A 21966-nucleotide genomic window follows, 5' to 3' on the forward strand; every position below is an offset into this window, starting at 1 on the left:
ACCGATGCCCGAGGATCTGCAGTTCGCCCCTTACATGCAGAGTTCCGTAGGCGCGGCGGTCAGCAACACCACGCCGTTCGCGCCCGCGCTTCTCAGGCCCGCGCTGACCCTGACCGGGCCGGTGGGGGAGATACCGATCACGCCGCCCGGCGACGCCCTGCGCATGCTCGGTCCGGAGGCCGTGATCGGCATCGACATCAAGCATGTCCTGCGCGTCGATCCGCCGCCCGGCATCCAGGACGCGGAGCCGAACTACATGGCCTGCATCGAGTTCGACGCGCCCGAACTGCCCTGGCTGTTCACTCCAGCCGCCGCGGCCGACGGCCGACTGCGGCCCTGGCTGGTGCTGGCCGTCGTCGAGACCTCCGGGCATCCGCTGCAAGGCGGCGGGGGACTGCCCTTCATCGACGTGGACGCCGCGGCCCTGCCCTCCCTGGACCAGTCATGGCAGTGGGCGCATGTCCAGCGCCCGGCCGGCCGTCCCGGTCCGCTGACCTCGCGGCTGCTGTGTCCGCTGCATCCGAGGCCGGACACCGACTACACGGCCTGCGTCGTACCGGCCTTCCAGGGCGGGGTCACCGCGGGACTCTCCAGCGGCATGGGCGAGATCGACCAGCACGGCGACGCCTGGCGCAACGACCAAGGAGTCGTCCGGCTGCCGGTCTACCACAGTTGGCAGTTCCGCACCGGCGCCCCGGTCGACTTCGAGGAACTGGCAACCGCGATCGTCCCGTTGTCCCCCGCGGAACGCGGTCCGCTGTCGGGACGGACCGTCGACATCACCGAGCCGTGGCTGCACGGCCCCCCGCTCGCCTCCGACGCCCCGCCCGGCACCCGGGAGACCATCACCGTGCAGGGCGTGCTCCAACTGGTCGACAGCCCCGCCGAACAGGCCTTCGCCGCCCTCGCCGACTTCGCCACCCGTGTCGCCGAGCACATCGCCCGAGGCACCGAGGTCGCCGTCGCCCCGCCGCTGTACGGCGGCCACCCCGTCGTACGCGACCGGGTCGAGGCGGGCGAGCAGGGATGGCTCGCCCAGCTCAACCTCGATCCGGAGACCCGGATCGCGGCGTCCCTCGGCGCCGGCTGGGTGCGCGACAACCAGGAGTGGCTGATGGCCAGGGCCTGGGACCAGGCCGGTGCCGTCCGTGAGGCCAATCGTCTGCGCGACCGCACGGCGTTCTGCGCCACGGTCGCCGACTCCGTCTACCGGCGCAGCGTGCAGACCCTCAGCCCGGACGAGACCCTGGGCTTCACCGCGCCGGTGCGCGACCGGGTGCGCACCGAGAGCGAACTGCCGTTGCGGACCGAGGTCGTGGTCAGTCCGGCCCCCGACGAACTGGGCGCCCCGGCGCTGCGGCGGCTGTTGCGGCGTCGCGGCCCGCTCGCCCGTCGCGCCGGGCTCGACGGCGAGTCGTACGCGCGCCGCACCCTCGCCGGCGAACTGCTGCCGCCCGTGCCCGGCGCGCTGGTGTCCCGTCCGGTGGAGGCCGGGCAGTTGGAGGGCGAGGACACCGTCGGCCTCAACGCCGCGGTGGGCAACGCGCTGCGCGCCACCGTCGCCGCGCGGGACGCCCACACGGTCAGGCTGCTGTCGGCCATGGCGCCGTCGGCCATGGCCAACGGCTTCGTCGACCAGGCGAGTGCGATCACCTCGCTCCTGTCCCGCCCGGCGGAGGGCACGGTGCCGGCCGACGCGGCGCCGCCCGAGGAAGCGGGTGCGGAGGCGGGCACGGACGCGGTCCGGATGTTCCGGGCCATGTCCGGGACAGAGCCCTCCGGCCTGGTCGGCGACCTGGCCACCGCGTTCGCCGCGCAGCCCATGGACGGCGTCATGACGCTGACCGAGTCCGGCACCTCTCTCGCGCCGGACGTGTCGATGACCGACGATCCGGGGGCGCACATCCTGGAGTTCGGCGTGCCCGTCGACGCCGTCGCGGTGCGCGAACGGCTCGCCCAGGCCCTGGACCCGGGGCCCCTGCTGACGGCACGGCTGGACAGCACCGTCACCGTCCTGTCGGACGAGTCGCTCGCCCTGCCCGCCTCACCGGGCGATCCCGTCATGACCGCCCCCGAGTTCCCCGCACCCATGGCCCTGGCCCTTGAGGAGACGGCCCCCGACTGGTTCCTGCCGGGCTCCGCCACCATCCCCGACGACCGGGCCGTGCTGCTCCAGGCCAACGCGCCCTTCATCGCCTCCTTCATGGTCGGCGTCAACGACGAGATGAACCGCGAGATGCGCTGGCGCGAGTACCCCACCGACCTGCGCGGCAGCCCCTTCACCCACTTCTGGCCACGTCCCGACGGCGAGCCGGACGTGCCTCCCGTGCACAGCTGGCCATCGGACGCCGACCTGAGTGCCCAGCTGACACTGGGTGCGGGTGAGCTGGACGTGCTGCTCATCCGGGGCAGGCTCGTGCGCCGCTATCCTCAGATGGTCGTCGCCGCCGTGCCCGCGCAGTCCGTCAGCTCGTCCGATCTGGGGCAGAGCACCTGGGAGCACCCGAAGATGCTGCTCACCCTGGACGAGCGCACCTGCGCGTACGCCTTCGTGCTGCCCGGTGACATCCACGACTGGTGGTTCGTGCTCGCCGAGAACAGCTACCGGATGCGCTTCGGTTTCGACAACCCGGTGCCGCCTCCCCCGCCCCCGCAGCCCGCGCCGCCTCCCCCGCCTCTCCGTCACTGGTCGGACCTCACCTGGCAGGTCCCGGCAGGCGGCTTCGCCGACCTCTCGGCCATGCCCGCCGTACCGAGCGAGGAACCCCAGCCGGACCGTTGGAACGCGGCCACCGTGGCGATGGTGACCCTGCAACGGCCCTTCCGGGTCGTCCTGTCGGCCCGCGAACTGATCGGAGATCCGGCGTGACCGTCAACCTGGAGCTGGCGAAGGCCCACCGAGCCGTGAGCGACGCCCGGATCGCACTGGACTGGTCCCGCGCCGGACTCGCCATGTACGACAAGCGCATCGAGTCCGGGGAGGCCAACCTGGAGGCCGAGCATCTCGCCCAGGGGCAGGAGGCGGCCACCAACCAGACCCGCTACCAGGCCGCCCGCGACGCCTATCACGAACTGGCCTCCGGGGAACCCGAGCTGTGGTCGCACGACAGCCGTTCCGACCCGCTGCTGCTCCTGCCGCTGCGCCTGGAGACGGTGTACCGAAACGCCGGGGAGGCCGCGCTGGAGCTGTGGATCCGCGCCTACCCCGACGACATCCACATCGACTCCCACGAACCGGCCCTCACCCCGGCCGAACGGACCGCGGCCGAGGCGTACTGGGCCGAGGTGTGGGCGGCCGGTCCGAACGAGGAACGCCGCAAGGCCGCCTGGGCGCAGCTCGTCACCGCGCTCGGGCCGGGGCGCGCCGCCTGGGCGGTGAAGGCGCTGCGGCCCAGCCGCCAGCTACCGCCGGACACCGAAACCCCGGCCGGCGCACCCGCGCCCTCCCCGGCTCCCTGGGCGGTCGAACCGCAGACCCGTGACGGACGCTGGACCCGGCCGGCGCACACCTACGTGCTGCCCGACCGGTTGGTGTTCTCCGCCTTCGAGACCGTCGGCGACGGGCAGCTGGGGCTGGTCTGGCGGGAGGAGGGGGCGCAGATCCCGGAGGTGCTGGACGTGGGCCTCGGCCCGGACACACCGGTGCCGCCCGCCTGGCTCGGCGACTTCGAGGAGGCCGTCCGGGTGGGCATGGGCGTGAAGGTCCTCATCGAGGGCGAGATGCGGCCCGACTTCAGCCTGGTCACGGTGGCCGGTGTGCGGGGCGGGACCTCCGAGCACACCGCGGAGCTGATAGGCACCCTGCTGGACGCCCACCGATGCACCGACGGTCTGGGGGTGCTGCCCACCGGTACCCCCACCAACAACACCGAGTCCACCAGATCCGCCTGGCGCACCCGGATGCCGCCGCCGAGCCCGGAGACGGCCGACGCGCAGCGGGCGGTCCTCGACGGCCTCGCGCCCGGCAGTCCCCAGGCGGCGGCTCGCGCCGCGCGGGCGCTCGGCCCGGCCGCCGGGCGCGTACTCGCCGAGACGGCCGACGGGCTCGACGCCGACGACCACGAACTGCTGCTGCAACTGCACGCCGGGTTCGGCGCCATGGCCGCGGCGTCCACCAACTGGAAGAACTACGACTCCGGTTCCGGCTCCGACACCGAAACCGGCTCCGACACCGGTTCCGAAACCGGCTCCGAAACCGACACCGTCTCCGGCTCCGGCTCGGGCTCGGGCTCCGACTTCGACACTCAGGTGGACCTGACCTTCCTCGTCAAGCACTTCGTCGACCACGTGCGCGCACGGGGGCACCTGCCCACGCTCCGCGTCGGCCGGCAGCCGTACGGCATCCTGCCGGCCACCTCGCTCGACCTGTGGCGTGGGACCGAGGTCGATCTGCGCATCCTCGAACAGATCCAGGGCTTCCGTACCTTCGCCGAGTCCCAGGCCTGGCGTTCACCGACCGTGGGCACGGGCGACGCCGACGAGGTCTTCAACAAGCTGCTGCACCGCCTGCCGGCCTCCCGGCGGGTGCGATTCGTCCAGCAGGAGCCCGTCAGCGCGCCGTTCCAGCCCGCGCCCGACACGCCCGTCGGCAACATCCCGTACAAGAGCGGCTTCGCCTGGCAGATGCCGCCCGACCTGGCCGCCCTGCCGCTGCCGCTGGAGTTCACCCTCACCACTGAGCCCGCGCCGGAGGTCGGGGAACTGGTCCGGGCCCACCCGGTGCGCGCGCTCTTCAGCACCCTCCAGGAGCTCGCCCGGGCGATTTCCCAGGGGCAACCGGCCCCCGACGCCGCCGAGCGGCTGCAGGCTCTGAGACCTGCCTTCGACGGAACCCGCGATGGCAGGCTCGGGCTCTGGTACCACCTGGCGATCACGTCCCTGAACCTGTACTTCTTCCGGCTCAGCCCGCGCATGCAGCCCGGGGCCGCGGTGGACACCGTGGTCGGCCTGACGGACGGCCAGGTCACGGTCCCGCCTGGTACGGTCCCCACGTTCTTCGACTGGGCGGCCCTGGCCATCGAGCAGTTCGCCGTGGCCGAGGAGATGGCCGACGGGGACCTGCCCCGGCTGGAGCAGCTGCTCTACGAGGTGCTGGACACACAGTCGCACCGCCTGGACGCCTGGATGACGTCCGTCGCCTCCGCCCGGATGAACCGGCTGCGCCACGACCGCCCCGACGGCACCCACCTCGGCGCGTACGGCTGGGTCACCGATCTGCAGCCCCGCGGCTGGACACCGGAGTCCGTCCCGACCGACCCGGAGGACGACCAGGCCCTGCCGAGCGAGGACAGCGCGGAGCCGGTGGACGACCAGGCCCTGCCGAGCGAGGACAGCGCGGAGCCGGTGGACGGAACTGAGGTTCCGCCCGCCGACGAGGGACCGCAGGAGAACCACGACGGCTATCTCGTGGCCCCTTCCCTGCACCAGGCCACCACCGCGGCCGTGCTGCGCTCCGGCTGGCTCGCCCACGCCGACGCGGAGGCGTTCCGGGTTGACCTCAAGGCGAGCCGGGTGCGCAGGGCCCTCGAAGTGGTGGACGGCATCCGCTCCGGCCAGAGCCTGGGCGCGCTGCTGGGCTACCGCCTGGAACGCGCCTTCCACGACGCCCAGTTGGACGGGCTGATCGCCCCGTTCCGCGCGGCGTACCCCACCGCGCACGTCGCCGAGCCCGACGCGCCGGACAGCGAGCAGGCGCGCAAGGCGACGGCCGAGCGCGATGTCGTGGACGGCCGGGCGCTGGTCGAGGACTTCATCGCACACGGCCGTACGCTCCAGGATCTCGACTCCCTCACCGAACAGCTCACCGGGGACCTTCTGCCGCTGCGGGACCAGGCCGAACCGCTCGTGGCCGACCTGGAGGCCACCGTGGACGCGGTCGGCGACCTGCTGCTCGCCGAGAGCGTCCACCACATGGTCGCGGGCAACCCGTTGCGGGCCGGCGCGGCCGCCGACGGTATCGCGCGCGGCGAGAACCTCCCCCAGGACTTCGACGTCCTGCGCACCCCGCGCGCGGCCGTCGCGCTCACGCACCGCCTCGGTCTGCTGGCCCCGGCATCCGGCACCAACGGCTGGACGGCGGGCAGGCCGCTCGCCGCGCTCGAACCGGCCCTGGAGCGCTGGTGCCAGAACCGTCTCGGCGACGCCTCCTCCTGGAGCTTCGCCTTCGGCGACCCGGCCGCGCCCACCCAGGTCACCCTCGCCGATCTCGGGGTCTGCGCGCTGGACGTGGCCCTGGGAGCGGGGATGTTCGAGGACGGCACGAGCCGGCAGCCCGGTTCCCTGGCCGGGCCCGACAGCGTACTGGCGCACCGCCTCCTCGATCACGTCGGAGCCGCCGGCCAGGTCACCGAGGCCGGGGCGGCCCGGTTCGCCGAACTCCAGCTCCTGTGCCGGTCGCTGGCCCAGGTGTTCGCCGCGGCCCGGCCGCTGCTGGTCACCGACCTCGACACCGCCGCGGGCGACGACTGGTCGTCCGCCGACCTGCCGGAGCTGGCGGCCCGGATCTCCGTCTGGCACGGGGCGACCGGCTTCGCGATCGCCGAACTGCGCGAGTCGGTCAAGGTGTTGCCAGGCGGCGCGGACCACGTGATCAGGGTCATGCGAACCCTGGCCGATCTCGGGGTGCCCGGCGCATGGCCGTCACCGGCCCCCGCGGCGGTCGATCCGACGGAGGCCCTGCGCGGACAGGCCGTCGCGGTGGTGAACCGTTTTGACACCGAGCCGCTTGCTCCGCTTCCGGGACCTCCGCCGCAGAGTCCGTCGGCGGTGCTGGAGTGGGTGACGCGGCTGCGCGCGACGGTGTCCTCGGTGCTGGGCCGGACCCTGCCCGTCGTACCCGTGCTGCGTCTGGACGGCAGTGCCGCGGCCACCGCGCTGACCGGTCCGGCCGCGCAAGGAGCCACCGAGGACACGGTCGCCGAGTGGCTGCTGCACATGGAACGCGTCAGGCCCCAGACGCGAGCCTTCGGCGACGCCCTGATGGCCGCCGAGACACTGGCCGGCACGGCACCCTGCTCCACCGTCGTGGCCCAACTCCCCGTCGGACAGCCCTGGATCGCCCAGGGCCCGGCCCCCGTGCCGTCGCGCAGACATCCCGCCCCGCACCACTGCGCGGTGCTGCGCGTCGACGGCCCGCCCGCCCCCGGGAACACCGCGGGGCTGATCGTGGACGCCTGGACCGAGACCGTGCCCGAGCCCGCCACGGGTGACCGCGCGCCCGAGGAACTGGGCGGGCTCGCCTTCCACTACAACCAGCCCGACGCCCGCGCCCCGCAGGCCCTGCTGCTCGCGCTGCCGCCCGACCATACGCGCGGCTGGTGCATGGAGGACGTCCACGCCGTCATCGAGGAGACCTTCGCTCTCGCCCGGCTGCGCGGCATGGACCTCAGCGACCTCACCGAGCTGCGCGGCCTGCTGCCGGTGCAGTGGACGAAGCCCGCACAGGGATGGGGTGGGCCGCTATGACCATGATCCGCTACGAGCCCGTACAGGACACCGGCATCGAGGAGGCGCTCGCCGCCCGGACGGCCGACGCCGCGTGGTTCCTCGCCCGGCAGTACGGGTTCGGGGAGTTCCGCGGCGACGACGCCGCCTCCCCGGTCAACGTCTCGCTCGCCCAGGAGACCCACCGGCTGGACGGCTGGCGCACCGGCCCCGACGCGGAGTGGCAGCCGTACGATCCGGACACCATGGTGCTGGAGGCCCTCGTCGAGCAGGAGCCCGAGAACGGCCTCGATGCCCGGCTGGCGATGACCGGCGCCGTGCGATGGCGGCGGTCACTGGTCTCGGCCGGGCTGGTCGCGCTGCTGCCGGCCTTCGCCCGGGTCTGCCCCTTCCCGACCGACGGCCCGCTGGCACCCACGGGCCTGTCCGCGGCCGTGCGGGGGCGGCTGCCCGACCCGGTCGCCCTGGCGCCGTGGCTCACCCGGCTCGCGGAGCACGACCAGACAGCCGCCAAGGAGTTCGACGCGCCCGACACCGCCGCCGCCCGCGACGCCCTGGCCACCGCCGCCGTCGCCTGGCTGGCCTGGTGGCACGCGCACGTCCCGGCCGCTGCGCAGCCCCAGCCGCCGAAGCCGCCCGAGGCATGGAACGGCCAACGCCTGGAGTACGCCTTCGAGATACGCGCCTCCGGTGTGGCCGGTCTGGAACTGCGCGCCGGGGAGTACCACGGCGGCCACCTCGACTGGTGGGCCGTGGACGCCCCGGACGCCCAACTGCCGGTCACCGAGGCCGCGGTCACTCGTGAACAGCGCAGGATCATCCCCGCTCCGGCGGTGTACGGCGGCATGCCCGTGTCCCGCTTCTGGGAGATGGAGGACGCCCGCATCGACTTCGGTTCCGTCGACGCCTCCCCCGCCGACCTGGGGCGACTGATGCTGGTCTCCTTCGCCACGGTCTACGGCAACGACTGGTTCTGCGTCCCGCTCCCGCTCGCCGCCGGCTCCCTGAGCCGGGTCGTGGACTGCACCGTCGACGACGTCTTCGGCGGTGCGACCACTCTCGGCCATGCCACCGCCGGCGACTTCATGGTCTGGAACCTGTTCGGACTGGGCGACATCTCCACGGGCGGCATTCCTCCCGCCGCCGACATGTCGATGCCGCCCTCACCCTGGATCTACCGGCCCGCCTCACTTCCGGGCGGCCTCGAAAGCCCCCCGCTGGAGTCGGTACTGCTGCTGCGCGACGAGCAGGCCAACCTCGCCTGGGCCGTCGAGGAGTCGGTGGCCGACCGGGCCGATGAGCCGGTCGACCGCTACACGCGCTGGATCACCCATGCCCCGGCCCCCGTGGAACTGCCGCCCGGCGCCGCTCCGCGCTATCTGCTGGCCACCGAAGTCCCCGACCACTGGTACCCGTTGGTGCCCAAGGGCCTCGCCGACGAGGAGTCCATCGGCTTCCGCCTGGCCACCCTGGTCCGCGACGACGCCTCACCCTCCGCTCCCCTGGGCCGGCTGCTCGCCGAGACGGACATGCTCTTCGAGGAGGAGGTGCCGCGCTCCGGAATCCGGGTGGAGCGCAACAGGCAGTTCACCCGGTGGCAGAACGGCACGGTGCACGCGTGGACCACCCGCCGCAAGCTGAGCGGCACCGGCGGCGGTTCGAGCGGGCTGCGCTTCGATGTGCTGGGCGAGGCGTAACGCGCCTGCCGAGTCCGCGACGCGGGACCGCCGGGCGGCCGCGCACGGTGGCCCCGCGGCATGGGCGTGGCCCAGGCCGTGTTCGAACAGCCTGGGCCACGCCGGGGGAACCGGCAGGTCACCACCGATACCAGCGTCCCCTGCGGCCTCCGCTCTCCGCGGGCCGTACGACGAAGCCGAGCAGCCAGACCGCCAGCACGATCACGGCGATCCACCACAGCGCCTTCAGCGCGAAACCGGCACCGAACAGGAGCAGGGCGAGCAGCAGTACGAGCAGAACGGGAACCATCTTCTTCCACCTCCGCTGCACCGTATGCCCCGAGTCCGCGAGCTCACGCACCTCTTCGCACGAGTGCCGGTCGGCGGCCCGTGTCCGGTCCGTCGAAGGTCCGCGTCGGGTGGATCCCCGGCCACCTGCTCTCCGCGGCCTCGGCCTGCGTGTCCGCGTCGAGGTCGACGGAATGCGCGAGTTGGGTCGTGTGCTTCCGTCCGCCGCCCGACGCCACCCGCCTCGCCGCCCGACGCACGGCTGTGCGAGCGGACCGAGGCCGAGCAGCCGTCGCACCTGGCAGACCGCCCGTCACCAGGCCCCGACTCCGGGCGGGCGGCTACAGCGCCGTCTTCGACGCCCTGCGCGCACAGCCGGGAGGCTGGGGCGGTCTGATCCAGACGCGGTCCGACGGCACCGTCCTGCGTGCGCTGTCCCCCCTCTACGGCGTGGAGACAGGGGCCTCCCGGCGTCCGTGATGGACGACTACATCAACAGGGTGTGGCAGAAGTACTCCACCACGTCCCTGACGGTGACACCGTTCGCCGGCCAGCCGAACACCAGGTACGACGGCCGTGTGTCGGGCGGCGTCATGCACTTCACCAACAGCGCGGGAGCGGTCGTCACCAGCTTCCAGAAGCCGGACGCCGGCAGCGTCTTCGGCTGCCACAGGCTGCTGGACGCCCCGAACGACCTCGTCCGCGGACCGATCTCCCGCACGCTGTGCGCCGGATTCAACCGGTCCACGCTGCTGGTCAACCCCAACCAGCCGGACACGTCGTCGGCGAACTTCTACCAGGACGCGGTGACCAACCACTACGCTCGGGTCATCCACGCGCAGATGGCCGACGGGAAGGCGTACGCGTTCGCGTTCGACGACGTGGGCAGCCACGAGTCCCTGGTCCACGACGGCAATCCGCAGCAGGGGTACCTCACGCTGGATCCGTTCTGAGCGCACTCGCCGTCGGCGGGTCCGTACCGGTGACCGGCCCCCTCGGGACACACGGGGCCGGCCGTACGGGCAGCCGACGGCGAACGCGATGTCGCCCAGGCGCGGGAACTGCGGTGTCAGGCCTTGTGCCGCAGGGAACTCCGTGCGGGGTTGCCCTGCTCGGCGGCCTTGGGGTCCTTCTCCTCGGACTTGGCGCGTACGCCCTGCTCGACGCGCTTGCCGATGCCCTCGTCGATGCTGGACCAGTAGGCGAAGGCCCGTTCGAGGACGGGCTCGCTGACGCCGTTGAGGAGGTGCCCGACGACGTTGTCGACGAGTCGGTCGCGCGCCGCGTCGTCCAGGACCTCGCGCACCATGGTGCCGGCCTGGCCCCAGTCGTCGTCCTCGGGGTGGTCCACGTAGGCCGCACGGGTGATCTCGCCGTCGGCCTCCCAACTGGGCGGGCTGCCGTAGTGGGCGGTGTCGGCCGCGGGGCCGCCCTTGGAGTTCGGCGCGTACACCGGATCGCTGGTCCTGCGGTAGGCCATCGCGCCGTCCTTGGAGTACGTGTGGACGTCGACGACCGGCGCGTTCACCGGAAGCTGCTGGTAGTTGCCGCCGATGCGGTGACGGTGTGCGTCCGCGTAGGAGAACAGGCGGGCCAGGAGCATGCGGTCCGGGCTCGGTCCGATGCCGGGGACCAGGTTGTTGGGCTGGAACGCCGCCTGCTCGATCTCCGCGTGGTTGTCCCTGGGGTTGCGGTCGAGCGTCATGCGACCGACGGGGATCAGCGGGTAGTCGCCGTGCGGCCACACCTTGGTGAGGTCGAAGGGGTTGAACCGGTAGCCCGCCGCGTCCTCGTACGGCATGACCTGGACATGGAGGGTCCAACTGGGGAACTGACCGTCCCGGATGTGCTCGAAGAGATCACGCATGTGATAGTCGGTGTCCACCGCCGCCATCTGGTCGCCCTCGTGCTGGGTGAAGAACTCGATGCCCTGATCGGTCTTGAAGTGGTACTTCACCCAGAACCGCTCACCCCTCGCGTTGATCCACATGTAGGTGTGGGAGGAGTAGCCGTTCATGTGACGCCAGGTGCGCGGGATGCCGCGGTCCCCCATCAGCCAGGTCACCTGGTGCGCGGACTCCGGGGAGAGGGTCCAGAAGTCCCACTGCATGTCGTGGTCGCGCAGGTTGTTGTCCGCGCGGCGCTTCTGCGACCGGATGAAGTGCTGGAACTTCATCGGGTCCTTCACGAAGAACACGGGCGTGTTGTTGCCGACCATGTCGTAGTTGCCTTCGCTGGTGTAGAACTTCACCGCGAAGCCGCGCGGGTCGCGCCAGGTGTCCGGGCTGCCCCGCTCACCGGCCACGGTCGAGAAGCGAATGACCAGGTCGGTGCGGGTGCCCGGCTGGAACACGGCAGCCTTGGTGTAGGCGCTCACGTCCTCCGTCACCTCGAAGTGACCGAAGGCCCCGCTTCCCTTGGCGTGCGGCTGGCGCTCGGGGATGCGCTCCCGGTTGAACTGTGCCATCTGCTCGATCAGATAGGCGTCCTGCAACAGGATCGGTCCCCCGGGGCCGAGGGTCAGCGAGTGTTCGTCGCTCTCCGCCGGGGCGCCCGAGTCGGTCGTGGTGGCGGGTCGGAACTCCGTCATGGGCTCTGCCTTTCCTTGTCGCAGCCGAGACCGGGGTGGTCAGGCGCCGGGTACGAGGCATACGGCCTGCGCGCACGGGGCCGCGGTCCACGGCGGCACCGCGCCGCCCGGACGCACCGGCGCTGTCCTCGGCAGCCCCTGGCCGGCTCCGTGCGCCCCAGAAGGGCCGCGTGACCCGGAACAGCCGGCGGTAAACACCTCACCTGCCGAAAACGTCCGGATCCGGCCCGCGTGAGGGACAAGGCTGACGCAGCGTCCCTGCTCGCACGAGCACACGTGAGCGGTGGTGCCCTACGACCGAATGTACGGTGTGATCGCCGAACCCGCAGACCGTCCCCTGCTCGGGATGACGCGCTGCCGGACGACGGCACCGTCGCACGCCAGGACGGCCCTCCTGACCTCGTTCAGCGAGGTCAGGCGTGATCGTGGGGGCTGAAGGCGCGACGGTAGGCGGCGGGTGAGACCCCGAACGTGGTTCTCATGTGCGAACGCAGCGAGTTCGCGGAGCCGAAGCCGGCCCGGTGCGCGACGAGGTCGACCGACAGGTCGGTGGTCTCCAGCAACTGCTTGGCCAGTTCGAGGCGTTGCGCGGTGAGCCACTGCACCGGGGTCAGACCGACCTCGTCGCGGAAGCGCCGGGTGAAGGAGCGCAGGCTCATCCGGGCGTGCTCGGCGAGCTGGGAGAGGGAGAGCGGCTCACCGAGGTGCTCCAGCGCCCAGGCGCGGGTGGCGGTGGTGCTGGCGACGGTCGGATCGGGGACCGGGCGGTCGATGTACTGGGCCTGTCCCCCGTCCCGCCAGGGCGGTACGACGCACATGCGGGCGGCCTGGTTGGCGGCGGCCGCCCCGTGGTCGCGGCGGATCATGTGCAGGCACAGATCGACGCCCGCGGCCACGCCCGCGGAGGTCAGCACGTCGCCGTCGTCGACGAAGAGGACGTCCTCGTCGACCTTGACCTTGGGGTAGGCGCGGCGGAACTCGGGAGCCAGGTTCCAGTGCGTGGTGGCGGGCCGGCCGTCGAGCAGTCCCGCCGCGGCGAGGACATAGGACCCGGAGCAGATGGAGACCAGCCGGGCGCCGGGCCGGATGCCGGTGATGGCCGCGGTGACCTCGGCGGGAAGGGGGCCGCCCCGGCCCAGCTCGGGCATGGCGTGGGTGGGCGGGATGATCACGGTGTCCGCGGCGGCCAGTGCCTCGGGGCCGGCCGCGGGCTGCACGTGGAAGCCCGCGTCGCTGAGCACGGGGGCGCCGTCCGCGGTGCAGACGGTGACCTCGTACAGCGGACGGCCTTCGGCGTCCAGGGCGCTGCCGAAGACACGGGAGGGGATGCCGAGCTCGAAGGGGGGCACCCCGGGCAGGGCGAGCACGGCGATCCGGTGCCGCGGGGGCGCCTTCCGCGCCCGGGACCGCGCGTTCTTCGTGGTCGGCGGCATGTCGCTCATGGCCAGATCCTGTCACACAGTGGCCGGACGGCCAATACCGCACGGGACCGGGATACCGGAATGTGGACTGCGTCGCTTCCGGGAACGTCCGGCAGCGAGCCGATCGAGACGAAGGACAGGCAGAGAGCATGCGTGCGATGGTCGTGGAGCAGTGGGGCGGACCCGAGGCGCTCGTCGAGCGCGAGGTGGAGCGCCCCGAGCCGGGACTGAACGAGGTCCTGGTGCGGGTGCACGCCGCCGGAGTGAACCCGGTGGACTGGAAGACCCGCGCCAGTGGAGGCCTCATCGCGTGGGGCGAGGTACCCATCGTCGGCTGGGACGTGTCCGGCACGGTCGAGGCGGTCGGCCCCGGTGTCGGCCTGTACCGCCCCGGCGACGAGGTCTTCGGGATGCCGGTGTTCCCCCGCCAGGCGGGCGCCTACGCCGAGTACGTCGTGGCACCGGCCCGGCACCTCGCCCCGAAGCCGGCGAGCCTGACGCACGTGGAGGCCGCGGCGCTGCCGCTCGCCGCGCTCACCGCCTGGCAGGCTCTGGTGGACACGGCGGACGTACGTCCGGGTGAGCGGGTGCTGGTCCACGCGGCCGCCGGCGGCGTCGGGCACCTCGCCGTGCAGATCGCCAAGGCCCGCGGCGCGTACGTCATCGGCACCGCCAGCGCCGCCAAGCACGACCTGGTGCGCCGGTTGGGCGCCGACGAGGTGATCGACTACCGCTCGGTGCGGTTCGAGGACGCCGTGACCGACGTCGACGTGGTCCTGGACGGGCTCGGAGGCGAGACGGCCGAGCGCTCCGTGAAGGTCGTCCGCGACGGCGGCCGGCTGATCACCCTGCCCGGCCCGGACGACGTCCCCGCGGCCCCGGACGGGGTGGAGGCGCGATGGGTCCTGGTCGAACCGGACCACCTGGGCCTGCGTGAGCTCGCCGCGCTGGCGGAGCGGGGCGAGCTGAAGCCGGTCGTCGAGACGGTCCTGCCGCTCGCCGAGGCCTCCAAGGCGCACGAGATCGGCGAACTGGGCCGCACCACGGGCAAGATCGTCCTGACCGTCGTCTGAGCGGGGCCGTCCGGGGCCCGTTGGGAGTTCGGCTCCTCGGCCACGGACACTCTCAGCCGTTCGATCGTGTTCCCCCGCTCGGTGGCCGTCCTCATCGGGGGGCCGTCAGACTGGACCCATGCCGGAAAAGCGAACGTCCGACAAGGGTTTCGCCGAGGTGACGGCCTCCCTGGAGCACACGGAGGGGTCGGATCCGGGCGCCGGGCAGTTGTCGCCCGCGAGTTCGGGTGAACTCGTCGACGGACAGGGGCTTCTGTGGACGAAGCGAAGGGGACCCCTGGACACCCGGCCGGCCAAGCGCCTTGTGCGCGGCGCGGACGAGATGATCGTCGAGGAGGGCGCCGGGGAGGTGCTGCGGCCCGTGCCGGCCGAAGGGCGCGAGGAGGTCTGGGAGCTGCTCAAGGACCGGCTGGAGCCGGGCGAGTCGGGCACCCACCAGGCGGCGAGTTCCGCTCCGAGGACGACCGCGTTCTGCTGTACGTCGAGGAGTTCTGCTGACGCCGGGGTGACGGCGGCATGGGTCGGGGCGGTCAGGAACTCCTGACCGCCCCGACGTTCATGTCACCTCTCCCGGCTCATCGCCACGGTGTTCACCAGCGGTAGTGGTTGGTGCGGAAGATCCGCCCGAACCGGTTGATGAAGTCGCCGCGGACGTGGCCCTGTTGGTCGCCGTCAGTTCGCGGACGGTGCTGCCGAACCGGTCGTACTCGCTCGTCGTGATGTGTCCGCCGGGCACCGCGGTGATCACCGCACGGCCCGAGGCACCCATGTGGGCGACGTCCGCGCGCTGGTAGGACGTTGCGGTCAGCGCGCTGCCCGAGTTCGCCGCCGATGTGAAGGCGTGGGGGCCCGGACGGACGCGCCGACCGACGCGACCGCCGTGTTTCCCCGGCGACGCCGCCCCGCCCCCTGCCGGACCCGCGACGGGGCCGGCCGCAGAGCGGTTAGGGTGACTTGGGCACCTCTGTCCCGATCGACCACCAGAACTGACCACTTGAGGGGAATCGATGACGGAAACGGAACGGGCCGACGCCGTTGAGTCGATGGAGCAACTGGCCACCGTCTGGCGTGCCATGGTGCTCGACCGGGATCCGAAGGCGGATGTCAGGGACCTTCCCGGCATCGCCGTCCGATGGGCCGACGGCCGCTTCCCCTTCTGGAACTGCCTCACGCTGACCGATGTCCGCGCGGACGCCGGGGTCCTCGAACAGCGCCTGCGGCAGGCGGCCGACATCATGCGCTCGAAGACGCACCCGGGCTTTCTGTGGATCTTCGACGACCTTCTCACCGACGAAGCCCGCGCGCAGTCGAGCCGACTGGCCGAAGAGGCCGGCCTCGCCTACGCCTTCCCCGGAACCGCCATGGCGGGAGACCTGCTGCCCGTGCCCGAGTCCACACACCCCGACCTGACGTTCGTGCGCGTGACCACGGAAGCACACCTGCGGGCGTACGCGGACATCAACTCGCGTGCCTACGGATTCCCACTGGAACACGGCCGGGACGGGCTGGCCGGGTCCACGCTGTGGACGAACGGGGTGTACGCCTACCTGGGCCTGCGGGACGGTGTTCCCGTCACCTGCGCCGCGACGGTCGAGGCCGACGGGCGACTGTTCGTGATCCTCGTCGCGACCGACCCGGACTGCGAACGCCGGGGCTACGGCGAGGCGGTGACCCGCAAGGCGCTGTACGAGGGCGGCCGGGCCACCGGACTGACCAGGGCGACTCTCCACGCCACCGCCGCCGGAGCCCCGGTGTACCCGCGCATCGGCTTCGTGCCGAACTCCCCGATGGGCTTCTACGGCCTCCAGCCCGTCGGGGGCCAGTCGTCGGGTTCCTCCGCCGCAGGCACTGTGTAGTCGACCCGGGCGGGACCGTGCGGCGTCCTTGTCGCCGGGCCCGCCCAGTTCGCCCGACAGCCGGAAGCCGGCGCTCTGCGGGTTCGCACCCAGGGTGAACAGGGCTTGCGTCAGTCCGGACCGGCCGCCGGCCTCCCGGCGGGCGTGGAATGCCGGGTCAGCGCAGGGTCTGGACCGCGTAGAGCGCGCCGACACCTGTGGCGAGCGTGCCGAGCAGGAGTCGAAGCGCGGTTTCCGGCAGGTGGGGCTGGAGACGCGCGCCGAGGTATCCCCCGACGAGACCTCCGGCCCCACAGGACAGGCCCAGCAGCCAGTCGGGCGCGATGTCGCCGGTGGCGGCCAGGGAGAGCAGCCCGTAGGTGGCCGCGCCTACGACGGAGGTCGCGAAGGTGGCGGCCAGTGCGGCGGGTGCGACGGTGGGGACGGGCACTCCGCGGCCGACGAGGACCGGGCCGAGCAGGGAGCCGCCCCCGATGCCGTAGACGCCGCCCGCGATTCCGACCGCCAGGGCCAACACCCTTGTCGCACGGGGCGAAGGGGGGCGGGGCGTGTGTGGTGCTGCCGAGCGTATGGTTCGCAGGCACAGCCACAGTCCGAGCGGGAGCAGTAGTGCTGCGACGAGGAGACGGAAGACGCGCGGGCCCGGGACGGCGAAGACTCTGATCACGGCGCCGACGACGACGCCGGGCACGGTGCCGGCGATGAGCAGGCGGGTCAGCGGCCCTCCCAGCCGCCCGGCCCGCCAGTAGCGCGCGAGGGCGCCGGGGCCGGCCACGACGTTGTAGAGCAGGTTCGTCGGTGTCACCGCGGGACTCGGCACCCCCAGCACGCTGACCTGCACGGGCAGCAGGAACACCGCGCCGGAGACGCCCACGGGGGCCGTGGCCGCGGAGATCAGCAGCCCGGCAGCGAACGCGAGCCACCCCGTCGACCACTCCACTACAGCCCCCTTGAGAATCCCACGTCGGCAGCGGGGCAGACTTCCGACCCGGTCCCACCCGTACTCGTGATCACGCCCGATCCGATCCAACCGCCGGACGGGATGGTGAACAACCGCTGTCCGAACCGCGGACGCCGCGGCGGACCCGGCGTGCTCGCGGTGGAACACGCCCTGGCCGACTCCGCCGGTTGATGTACGGGCTGTCGGAGTCGAACGGTCCGTCACCCGTCGCGGCGTGCACCATCACTGCGCGGGAGACATGACGCCCCTGCGCCGCACGTGATCGGAGAGTTTCGCGTCGGACGCCGTGGGTGATGGCCGATGATGACCTGCGATGACCAAGCGCCGTCCGACGACGATCCGTCCGCCGATGCCCGTTGTGCGGGCAGCGGTGTTCGCCGCTTGCGGGGCGGTGCTCGGCGTCTCCGCGCACCATCTGGTCGCCGAAGATCCGGTGCCGTGGGGGAAGAGCGTCGCGGCCGCCGCCGCGTTCTTCGTCGTGGGGCTCGTCGGTGCACGCCGTGAGCGGTCCCTGGCGGTCATGGTGGCCACGTGCTGCGCCGCTCAGGTCGCACTGCACCTGTGGCTGACGACGGCGCACGCGCATCCCGCCCCGGTCACGTCCCATCACAGCGTGGGAGCCCAGGCGGCGTGGCACGAACGCCTGCACGACTCGCTGACGATGTCCGTCCTCCACGCCGCCGCAGCCCTCGCCGTCGCTGTGCTGCTGCACCGCGCCGACCGGGCCTGCTGGTCGCTGGCGCGCAGCCTGACGGCTGCGGTGGACGCGGTGCGCTCGTGGATCGCGGCCGTGCGGCAGTTGACGGCTCGCCGTGCGGGGCGAGTGGGGAGCAGGCCGGGGGGACCTGTGTCCGCCTGGCTGGAACGGCCCGCCTCGACCGGGTCGGTGCTCGCGCACGTGGTGGTACGCAGGGGCCCTCCCCCGGCGGGGCACGCCCACCCCAACTGACCTCACCGGGACGGCTGTCGGCCGTTCCGTGTTCCCCCCACGCTCGGAGACATCCATGTTCCCTGCCCACAGCAAGCACAGCACTGCCCGGCGCCTGTCCCTGGTGACCTCCGCCGCCGCCACCGCCGTCCTCCTCACCGCGGGTGTGGCCGCCGCGCACGTGGAGGTCGAGTCGGACAAGGCCCAGGCTCTCGCCGAGAACGTCGAGATCAGCTTCGACGCCGAGTCGGAGTCCGACACCGCCGGGATCACCAGGATCCAGGTGTCACTGCCCCAGGGCATCGCCCCCGCTGACGTGACCTACGGCGAGGGCCCCGAGGGCTGGAAGTTCACGGCGGCCGACGACGGCTACGCCGTCCAGGGCCCGGCCGTGCCCGTCGGCCAGAACGCCTCGTACTCCATCGTCGTCAGGCAGCTCCCCGACGCCGAGGAACTGGCGTTCAAGACGCTGCAGACCTACGCCGACGGCAGCACCGACCGCTGGATCGAGCTGGACTCGAACGGCCAGAACCCCGCGCCCGTGCTGAAGCTGAAGGCCGCCGCGCCGGGCGCGAAGCCCATGAGCCCGTCCCCGACGGAGGCGGCGTCGGCCTCCCCGACGCCCACCGCCGAGGCGACGACGCCGTCGCCCTCTCCCACCGCCCAGGCCGAGGAGAAGGACGACGACGGCGGGCTCTCGGCCGGCGCCTGGGTAGGTGTCGGCCTCGCGGTGGTGGTCGTGGCGGGCGGTGCCGTCTATCTCGTGCGCCGCCGGAACACTCCCTCCGCGTAGCCCGGACGCACCCGGCGGCGGGTGGCTTCGTCGCGCCGCCGCCGGCGGGCCGGGTGGAGGAGGGCTCGGTGGAAGGCCTTGTCCACCCGGCCACCGGCCCTGTCACGCCCGGTCGGCCCGCGGCCCGGCCCGTGCGTGTTCGTGAGTCACCGCGCGTGCTCGTCGTCCGTGTGCACCGCGGGCAGCGGGCTGTGCGGGGCGTGGGCGGGGTGGCGGTCCGCGCGTGCGGCGAGGCGTCGCCGGACGGCTTCTCGCTGTGCCTTGTCCAGCGCGGGAGGACTGACCAGGATGTTGCGGAACTGGCTGATCAGGGTGTGGGCGTCGGCCGGGAGCGGGTGGGGGTGATCTATTCCGTCGCCGTCGCACGACCCCGGGGCGGGCTCCGTGTCGGCCGGGTGAGTCGCGGCCTGCCACAGGGGGTGGAAGTAGTTGGCCGATCCGCCCAGGGCCTGGACCAGGTGGAGCAGGGTGTGCCAGTCGCAGGTGGCTTCGCCTTCGAGTATGGCCGTCACCTGGGGTGCTTGAAGGCGCCACTGTGAGGCGATGCAGACCTGCTGGGCACTGGGCTGGCCCGCGCGGACATGCAGGGTGCGCAGGGCGGACATCAGCCGCTGGACGGCCTGTGCCTGGGTGCTGATACCGCGCAGTGAGTTGATCTCGTCGTCCTCGTTGGCGTGTTTCCTCGACGGCCGTCGCCGCAACTGCTCCGTCTCCCACACCTTGCGCAGCACTACCGGGTCGGCGCCGCAGGCCCGCGCGAACCGCTCGGTGATCTTCCAGGAGGGCACGCGGTGGCCGCTCAGGAACCGGCTGAGATAAGAGGGGGAGCAGCTGGCCTGGCGGGCGAGTTCGTGCAGGGGCAGTTCCGAGGCGCGGGCGAGCATGGACAGGACGGGAGCCAGGCGGTTGCGGGCGGCGCTGGTGGACTCGACTTGCTCGGGGAGCTCGTCCTCCGGGTCGCCGGCGCGCTCGGTGGCGTGGCGGGCCGGTTCCTCGTACAGGGCGCGCAGCGAGGTCGGCACGGACGGCAGCTGGCCCATCTGCCGCAGCCGGCGCACGATGTAGTCGTCGCTGTAGCGGTGCCTGGCGGTGTCCTCGCTGATGGTGAGGGCCTGTCCGATCCTGCCCCAGGTCAGCTGCCGGAGCCGGGCCCGGCCGACCAGGCCGGCGGTCAGGCAGTCCAGCCGGGTGCGCATCTGCCTCGCCTGTTCCAGGACTTCCTCGGTGTCGTCCGCGTTCAGCCGGCGCAGCAGGGCGCGGGCGTCGTCCTGCAGATCGCGGATCATCTCTCCGAGGATCTCGTCCAGGCGACCGGGCGTCGTGCGCGGCGGCAGTGCGGCGTTCGGGGAGGCTTTCGTCCGGGTCGGCGGCGGGTCCGGCTGAACGACGTTGGCTGCGGCGGAAGTTGTTCCGGCCTGATGTCGGGACCGGTGCGCCGCCTGGCGGCACGAGGTGGAGCAGTACTTCTGCGGGCGGCCCACACGCGGGCCGGTGAGCAGGGGGGCATGGCAGACGGCGCAGCGGGCCACGGGGTTTCTTCCTGTCGCTGAGAGGGCTTGTTCGCTACTTTCGTCGCCCCGACCGGCCGTTATGACCGGTGCGAAATGCCACCCGGTCCGGACTCGGCGGGGTTTCGTCACGAAGTGGGAAACACACTGCCGACGGGTGGGGCCCGCTTGGCGCAGACCCCACCGAGCGTGCTGTTAGTGAGGCTGCTCATGCCTCCCGGTGCAGGTCAGCACGTTGGTCACTCCCCCGCCCCGACACCGGGCAGAGCCTGAGCAATCAGCTGCGCCCGCACCCCCGGCTCCGCGTTCGGCACTGGCGATCAGCGCATTCCCCGCAACAGGAATCGTCAGGAACTCAACGAACGTTGCCTTTCCCGCTCTGGCAACAACAGCGGTAATTTCGTCGCCCCTGTTAACCTGCCTTCCAGGTGCCTTTCGGGCCATGCCCGGTTTGGCGCCACGACGCCAAGGGGATCGAGCCATCGACTCTCCTTTGGAGTTGTTGTTCGGAAGAACGCGCGCAGGCCCTCGGATGTGGTTTGGCGACCGTGTGAGGACCTGCGCGCGCCCGAGCGTGACCATAGCGACACGCTGTGCGAAAAACGAATCCCCACAGTCTCGCGCAAAACGTACTTCTCGCAGGTCGCAGAGGCCACAGTCGTGCCTTCCGTCGCGTCGGCGCCCGGAAGATTCACCGGTCCCGGGACAAACGCCCCTCCCCCGCACCAACTCCGTGGTAGAGAACAGGCACTCCCCGACTCGCTCCGGCCCGGACGGCACCCGGACGGCACCCGGACAGCGTCAGCCTCGTGGTGGCCGATGGCGCAATGAGCCGTCGGACTGACCGACGGGCTCAGAGTGGCGTGGTTCAACGTGCCTTCAGAGCGGCGCCTTTGCGCTTTCGAGTGCCGCGCTGAAGATGATCCGGAGCCGTGAACAGCTCCGGCCGATGATGGCCTGGGTGGACAGCACGCCCATGCCCGCCGTCAGAGCCATCGGGCTGATCGAAGTGCTCGGTGCGGCCGGACTGGTCCTCCCGCCCCTGACCGGCATCGCACCCTGGCTCGCCACGACCGCGGCCGCCGGGTTCGTGGTCCTCCAGATCGGCGCGACCAGGGTCCACCTCAACCGAGGCGACCGCCAGATCGCCCTCAACATCACACTCCTGATCGCCGCGGCCGCCACCACCTGGCTGGCCGCGACGGCAACGTGACCGCACGACCGGGCCGGGCCCGTCCGGCGGATTCTGATCGGGTGCCACGACAGCGTGGCAGAGGAGTGGCCACCCTTTCCTGGTGTGTCATGAGCGGATGAGCGAGCCGTCTGCCATCGAACGACTTCGCCGAACCGCACGTCGACGAGCCGCCAGGGGTCACCGACGGCGACGAGACGGTTCCGGCGGGCCGAGCCGCGACAGTGGCAACAGCAG

Annotated in this window: 13 protein-coding genes and 2 pseudogenes; 10 read left to right on the forward strand and 5 right to left on the reverse strand. The window is 72.2% G+C overall.

Translation table 11 applies throughout. From position 1 onward, the window contains the following. Positions 1 to 4: 4 nt before the first annotated feature. The 3 genes from ABZZ79_RS06585 to ABZZ79_RS06595 are packed head-to-tail and all read left to right on the forward strand — an operon-like array spanning position 5 to position 9140. Positions 5 to 2869 carry a hypothetical protein gene (locus tag ABZZ79_RS06585; RefSeq protein WP_356687119.1) on the forward strand — a complete coding sequence of 955 codons (2865 nt, stop codon included), beginning with the start codon at positions 5 to 7 and terminating at the stop codon, positions 2867 to 2869. Then, the gene (locus ABZZ79_RS06590; RefSeq protein ID WP_356687121.1) at positions 2866 to 7464 is read left to right on the forward strand and encodes a hypothetical protein; all 4599 of its coding nucleotides are present in this window, start codon (positions 2866 to 2868) and stop codon (positions 7462 to 7464) included. Before ABZZ79_RS06585 ends, ABZZ79_RS06590 begins: the two co-directional genes overlap by 4 nt. Further along, entirely contained in the window at positions 7461 to 9140 is a 1680-nt protein-coding gene (locus ABZZ79_RS06595; RefSeq protein WP_356687123.1) for a hypothetical protein, read from the forward strand. The genes ABZZ79_RS06590 and ABZZ79_RS06595 overlap by 4 nt, the downstream gene beginning before the upstream one ends. Before the next feature lie 118 nt (positions 9141 to 9258). On the opposite strand, the gene ABZZ79_RS06600 is transcribed toward ABZZ79_RS06595, so the two are convergent. Beyond that, positions 9259 to 9429 (reverse strand): hydrophobic protein, encoded by a 171-nt coding sequence (locus tag ABZZ79_RS06600; RefSeq protein ID WP_356687125.1) that lies wholly within the window; start codon positions 9427 to 9429, stop codon positions 9259 to 9261. Positions 9430 to 9731: 302 nt separating this feature from the next. Here ABZZ79_RS06600 and ABZZ79_RS06605 point away from each other — a divergent pair. Beyond that, positions 9732 to 10360 (forward strand): annotated as a pseudogene (locus ABZZ79_RS06605) (beta-1,3-glucanase family protein); the annotation flags it as partial. A 116-nt stretch (positions 10361 to 10476) separates the two neighbouring features. Here ABZZ79_RS06605 and ABZZ79_RS06610 read toward each other — a convergent pair. Then, positions 10477 to 11997, reverse strand: a complete 1521-nt coding sequence (locus ABZZ79_RS06610) for a catalase (RefSeq protein WP_356687127.1) — start codon at positions 11995 to 11997, stop codon at positions 10477 to 10479. 413 nt (positions 11998 to 12410) lie between these two features. Continuing rightward, entirely contained in the window at positions 12411 to 13430 is a 1020-nt protein-coding gene (locus tag ABZZ79_RS06615; protein ID WP_356687247.1) for a helix-turn-helix domain-containing protein, read from the reverse strand. A 137-nt stretch (positions 13431 to 13567) separates the two neighbouring features. Between ABZZ79_RS06615 and ABZZ79_RS06620 the strand changes: the two genes are divergently transcribed. The 3 genes from ABZZ79_RS06620 to ABZZ79_RS06630 all read left to right on the forward strand — a co-directional run bounded on the left by ABZZ79_RS06620 (position 13568) and on the right by ABZZ79_RS06630 (position 16347). Further along, a complete protein-coding gene (locus tag ABZZ79_RS06620) occupies positions 13568 to 14491 on the forward strand; it encodes an NADP-dependent oxidoreductase (RefSeq protein WP_356687129.1) in 924 nt (307 codons plus the stop codon). A gap of 118 nt (positions 14492 to 14609) precedes the next feature. Beyond that, positions 14610 to 15035 (forward strand): hypothetical protein, encoded by a 426-nt coding sequence (locus tag ABZZ79_RS06625; protein WP_356687131.1) that lies wholly within the window; start codon positions 14610 to 14612, stop codon positions 15033 to 15035. Between the two features lie 463 nt (positions 15036 to 15498). Next, positions 15499 to 16347, forward strand: coding sequence for a GNAT family N-acetyltransferase (locus tag ABZZ79_RS06630; protein ID WP_356687133.1), 849 nt, complete (start codon positions 15499 to 15501; stop codon positions 16345 to 16347). A gap of 157 nt (positions 16348 to 16504) precedes the next feature. On the opposite strand, the gene ABZZ79_RS06635 is transcribed toward ABZZ79_RS06630, so the two are convergent. After that, positions 16505 to 17287, reverse strand: a complete 783-nt coding sequence (locus tag ABZZ79_RS06635; RefSeq protein ID WP_356687135.1) for a sulfite exporter TauE/SafE family protein — start codon at positions 17285 to 17287, stop codon at positions 16505 to 16507. Between the two features lie 334 nt (positions 17288 to 17621). On the opposite strand from ABZZ79_RS06635, the gene ABZZ79_RS06640 reads away from it, so the two are divergent. Next, positions 17622 to 18257 (forward strand): hypothetical protein, encoded by a 636-nt coding sequence (locus ABZZ79_RS06640; RefSeq protein ID WP_356687137.1) that lies wholly within the window; start codon positions 17622 to 17624, stop codon positions 18255 to 18257. A gap of 55 nt (positions 18258 to 18312) precedes the next feature. After that, positions 18313 to 19029, forward strand: a complete 717-nt coding sequence (locus ABZZ79_RS06645) for a DUF1775 domain-containing protein (RefSeq protein ID WP_356687139.1) — start codon at positions 18313 to 18315, stop codon at positions 19027 to 19029. Positions 19030 to 19175: 146 nt separating this feature from the next. Here the strand turns inward: ABZZ79_RS06645 and ABZZ79_RS06650 are convergent, their stop codons facing one another. Continuing rightward, complete coding sequence (locus tag ABZZ79_RS06650; RefSeq protein WP_356687141.1) at positions 19176 to 20315, reverse strand: helix-turn-helix transcriptional regulator; 1140 nt, start codon at positions 20313 to 20315, stop codon at positions 19176 to 19178. 1123 nt (positions 20316 to 21438) lie between these two features. On the opposite strand from ABZZ79_RS06650, the pseudogene ABZZ79_RS06655 reads away from it, so the two are divergent. Beyond that, a pseudogene (locus ABZZ79_RS06655) lies at positions 21439 to 21750 on the forward strand (DoxX family protein); the annotation flags it as partial. Between the last annotated feature and the right edge of the window lie 216 nt (positions 21751 to 21966).

Source organism: Streptomyces sp. NPDC006458, from assembly GCF_040612135.1.
GTDB lineage: Bacteria > Actinomycetota > Actinomycetes > Streptomycetales > Streptomycetaceae > Streptomyces.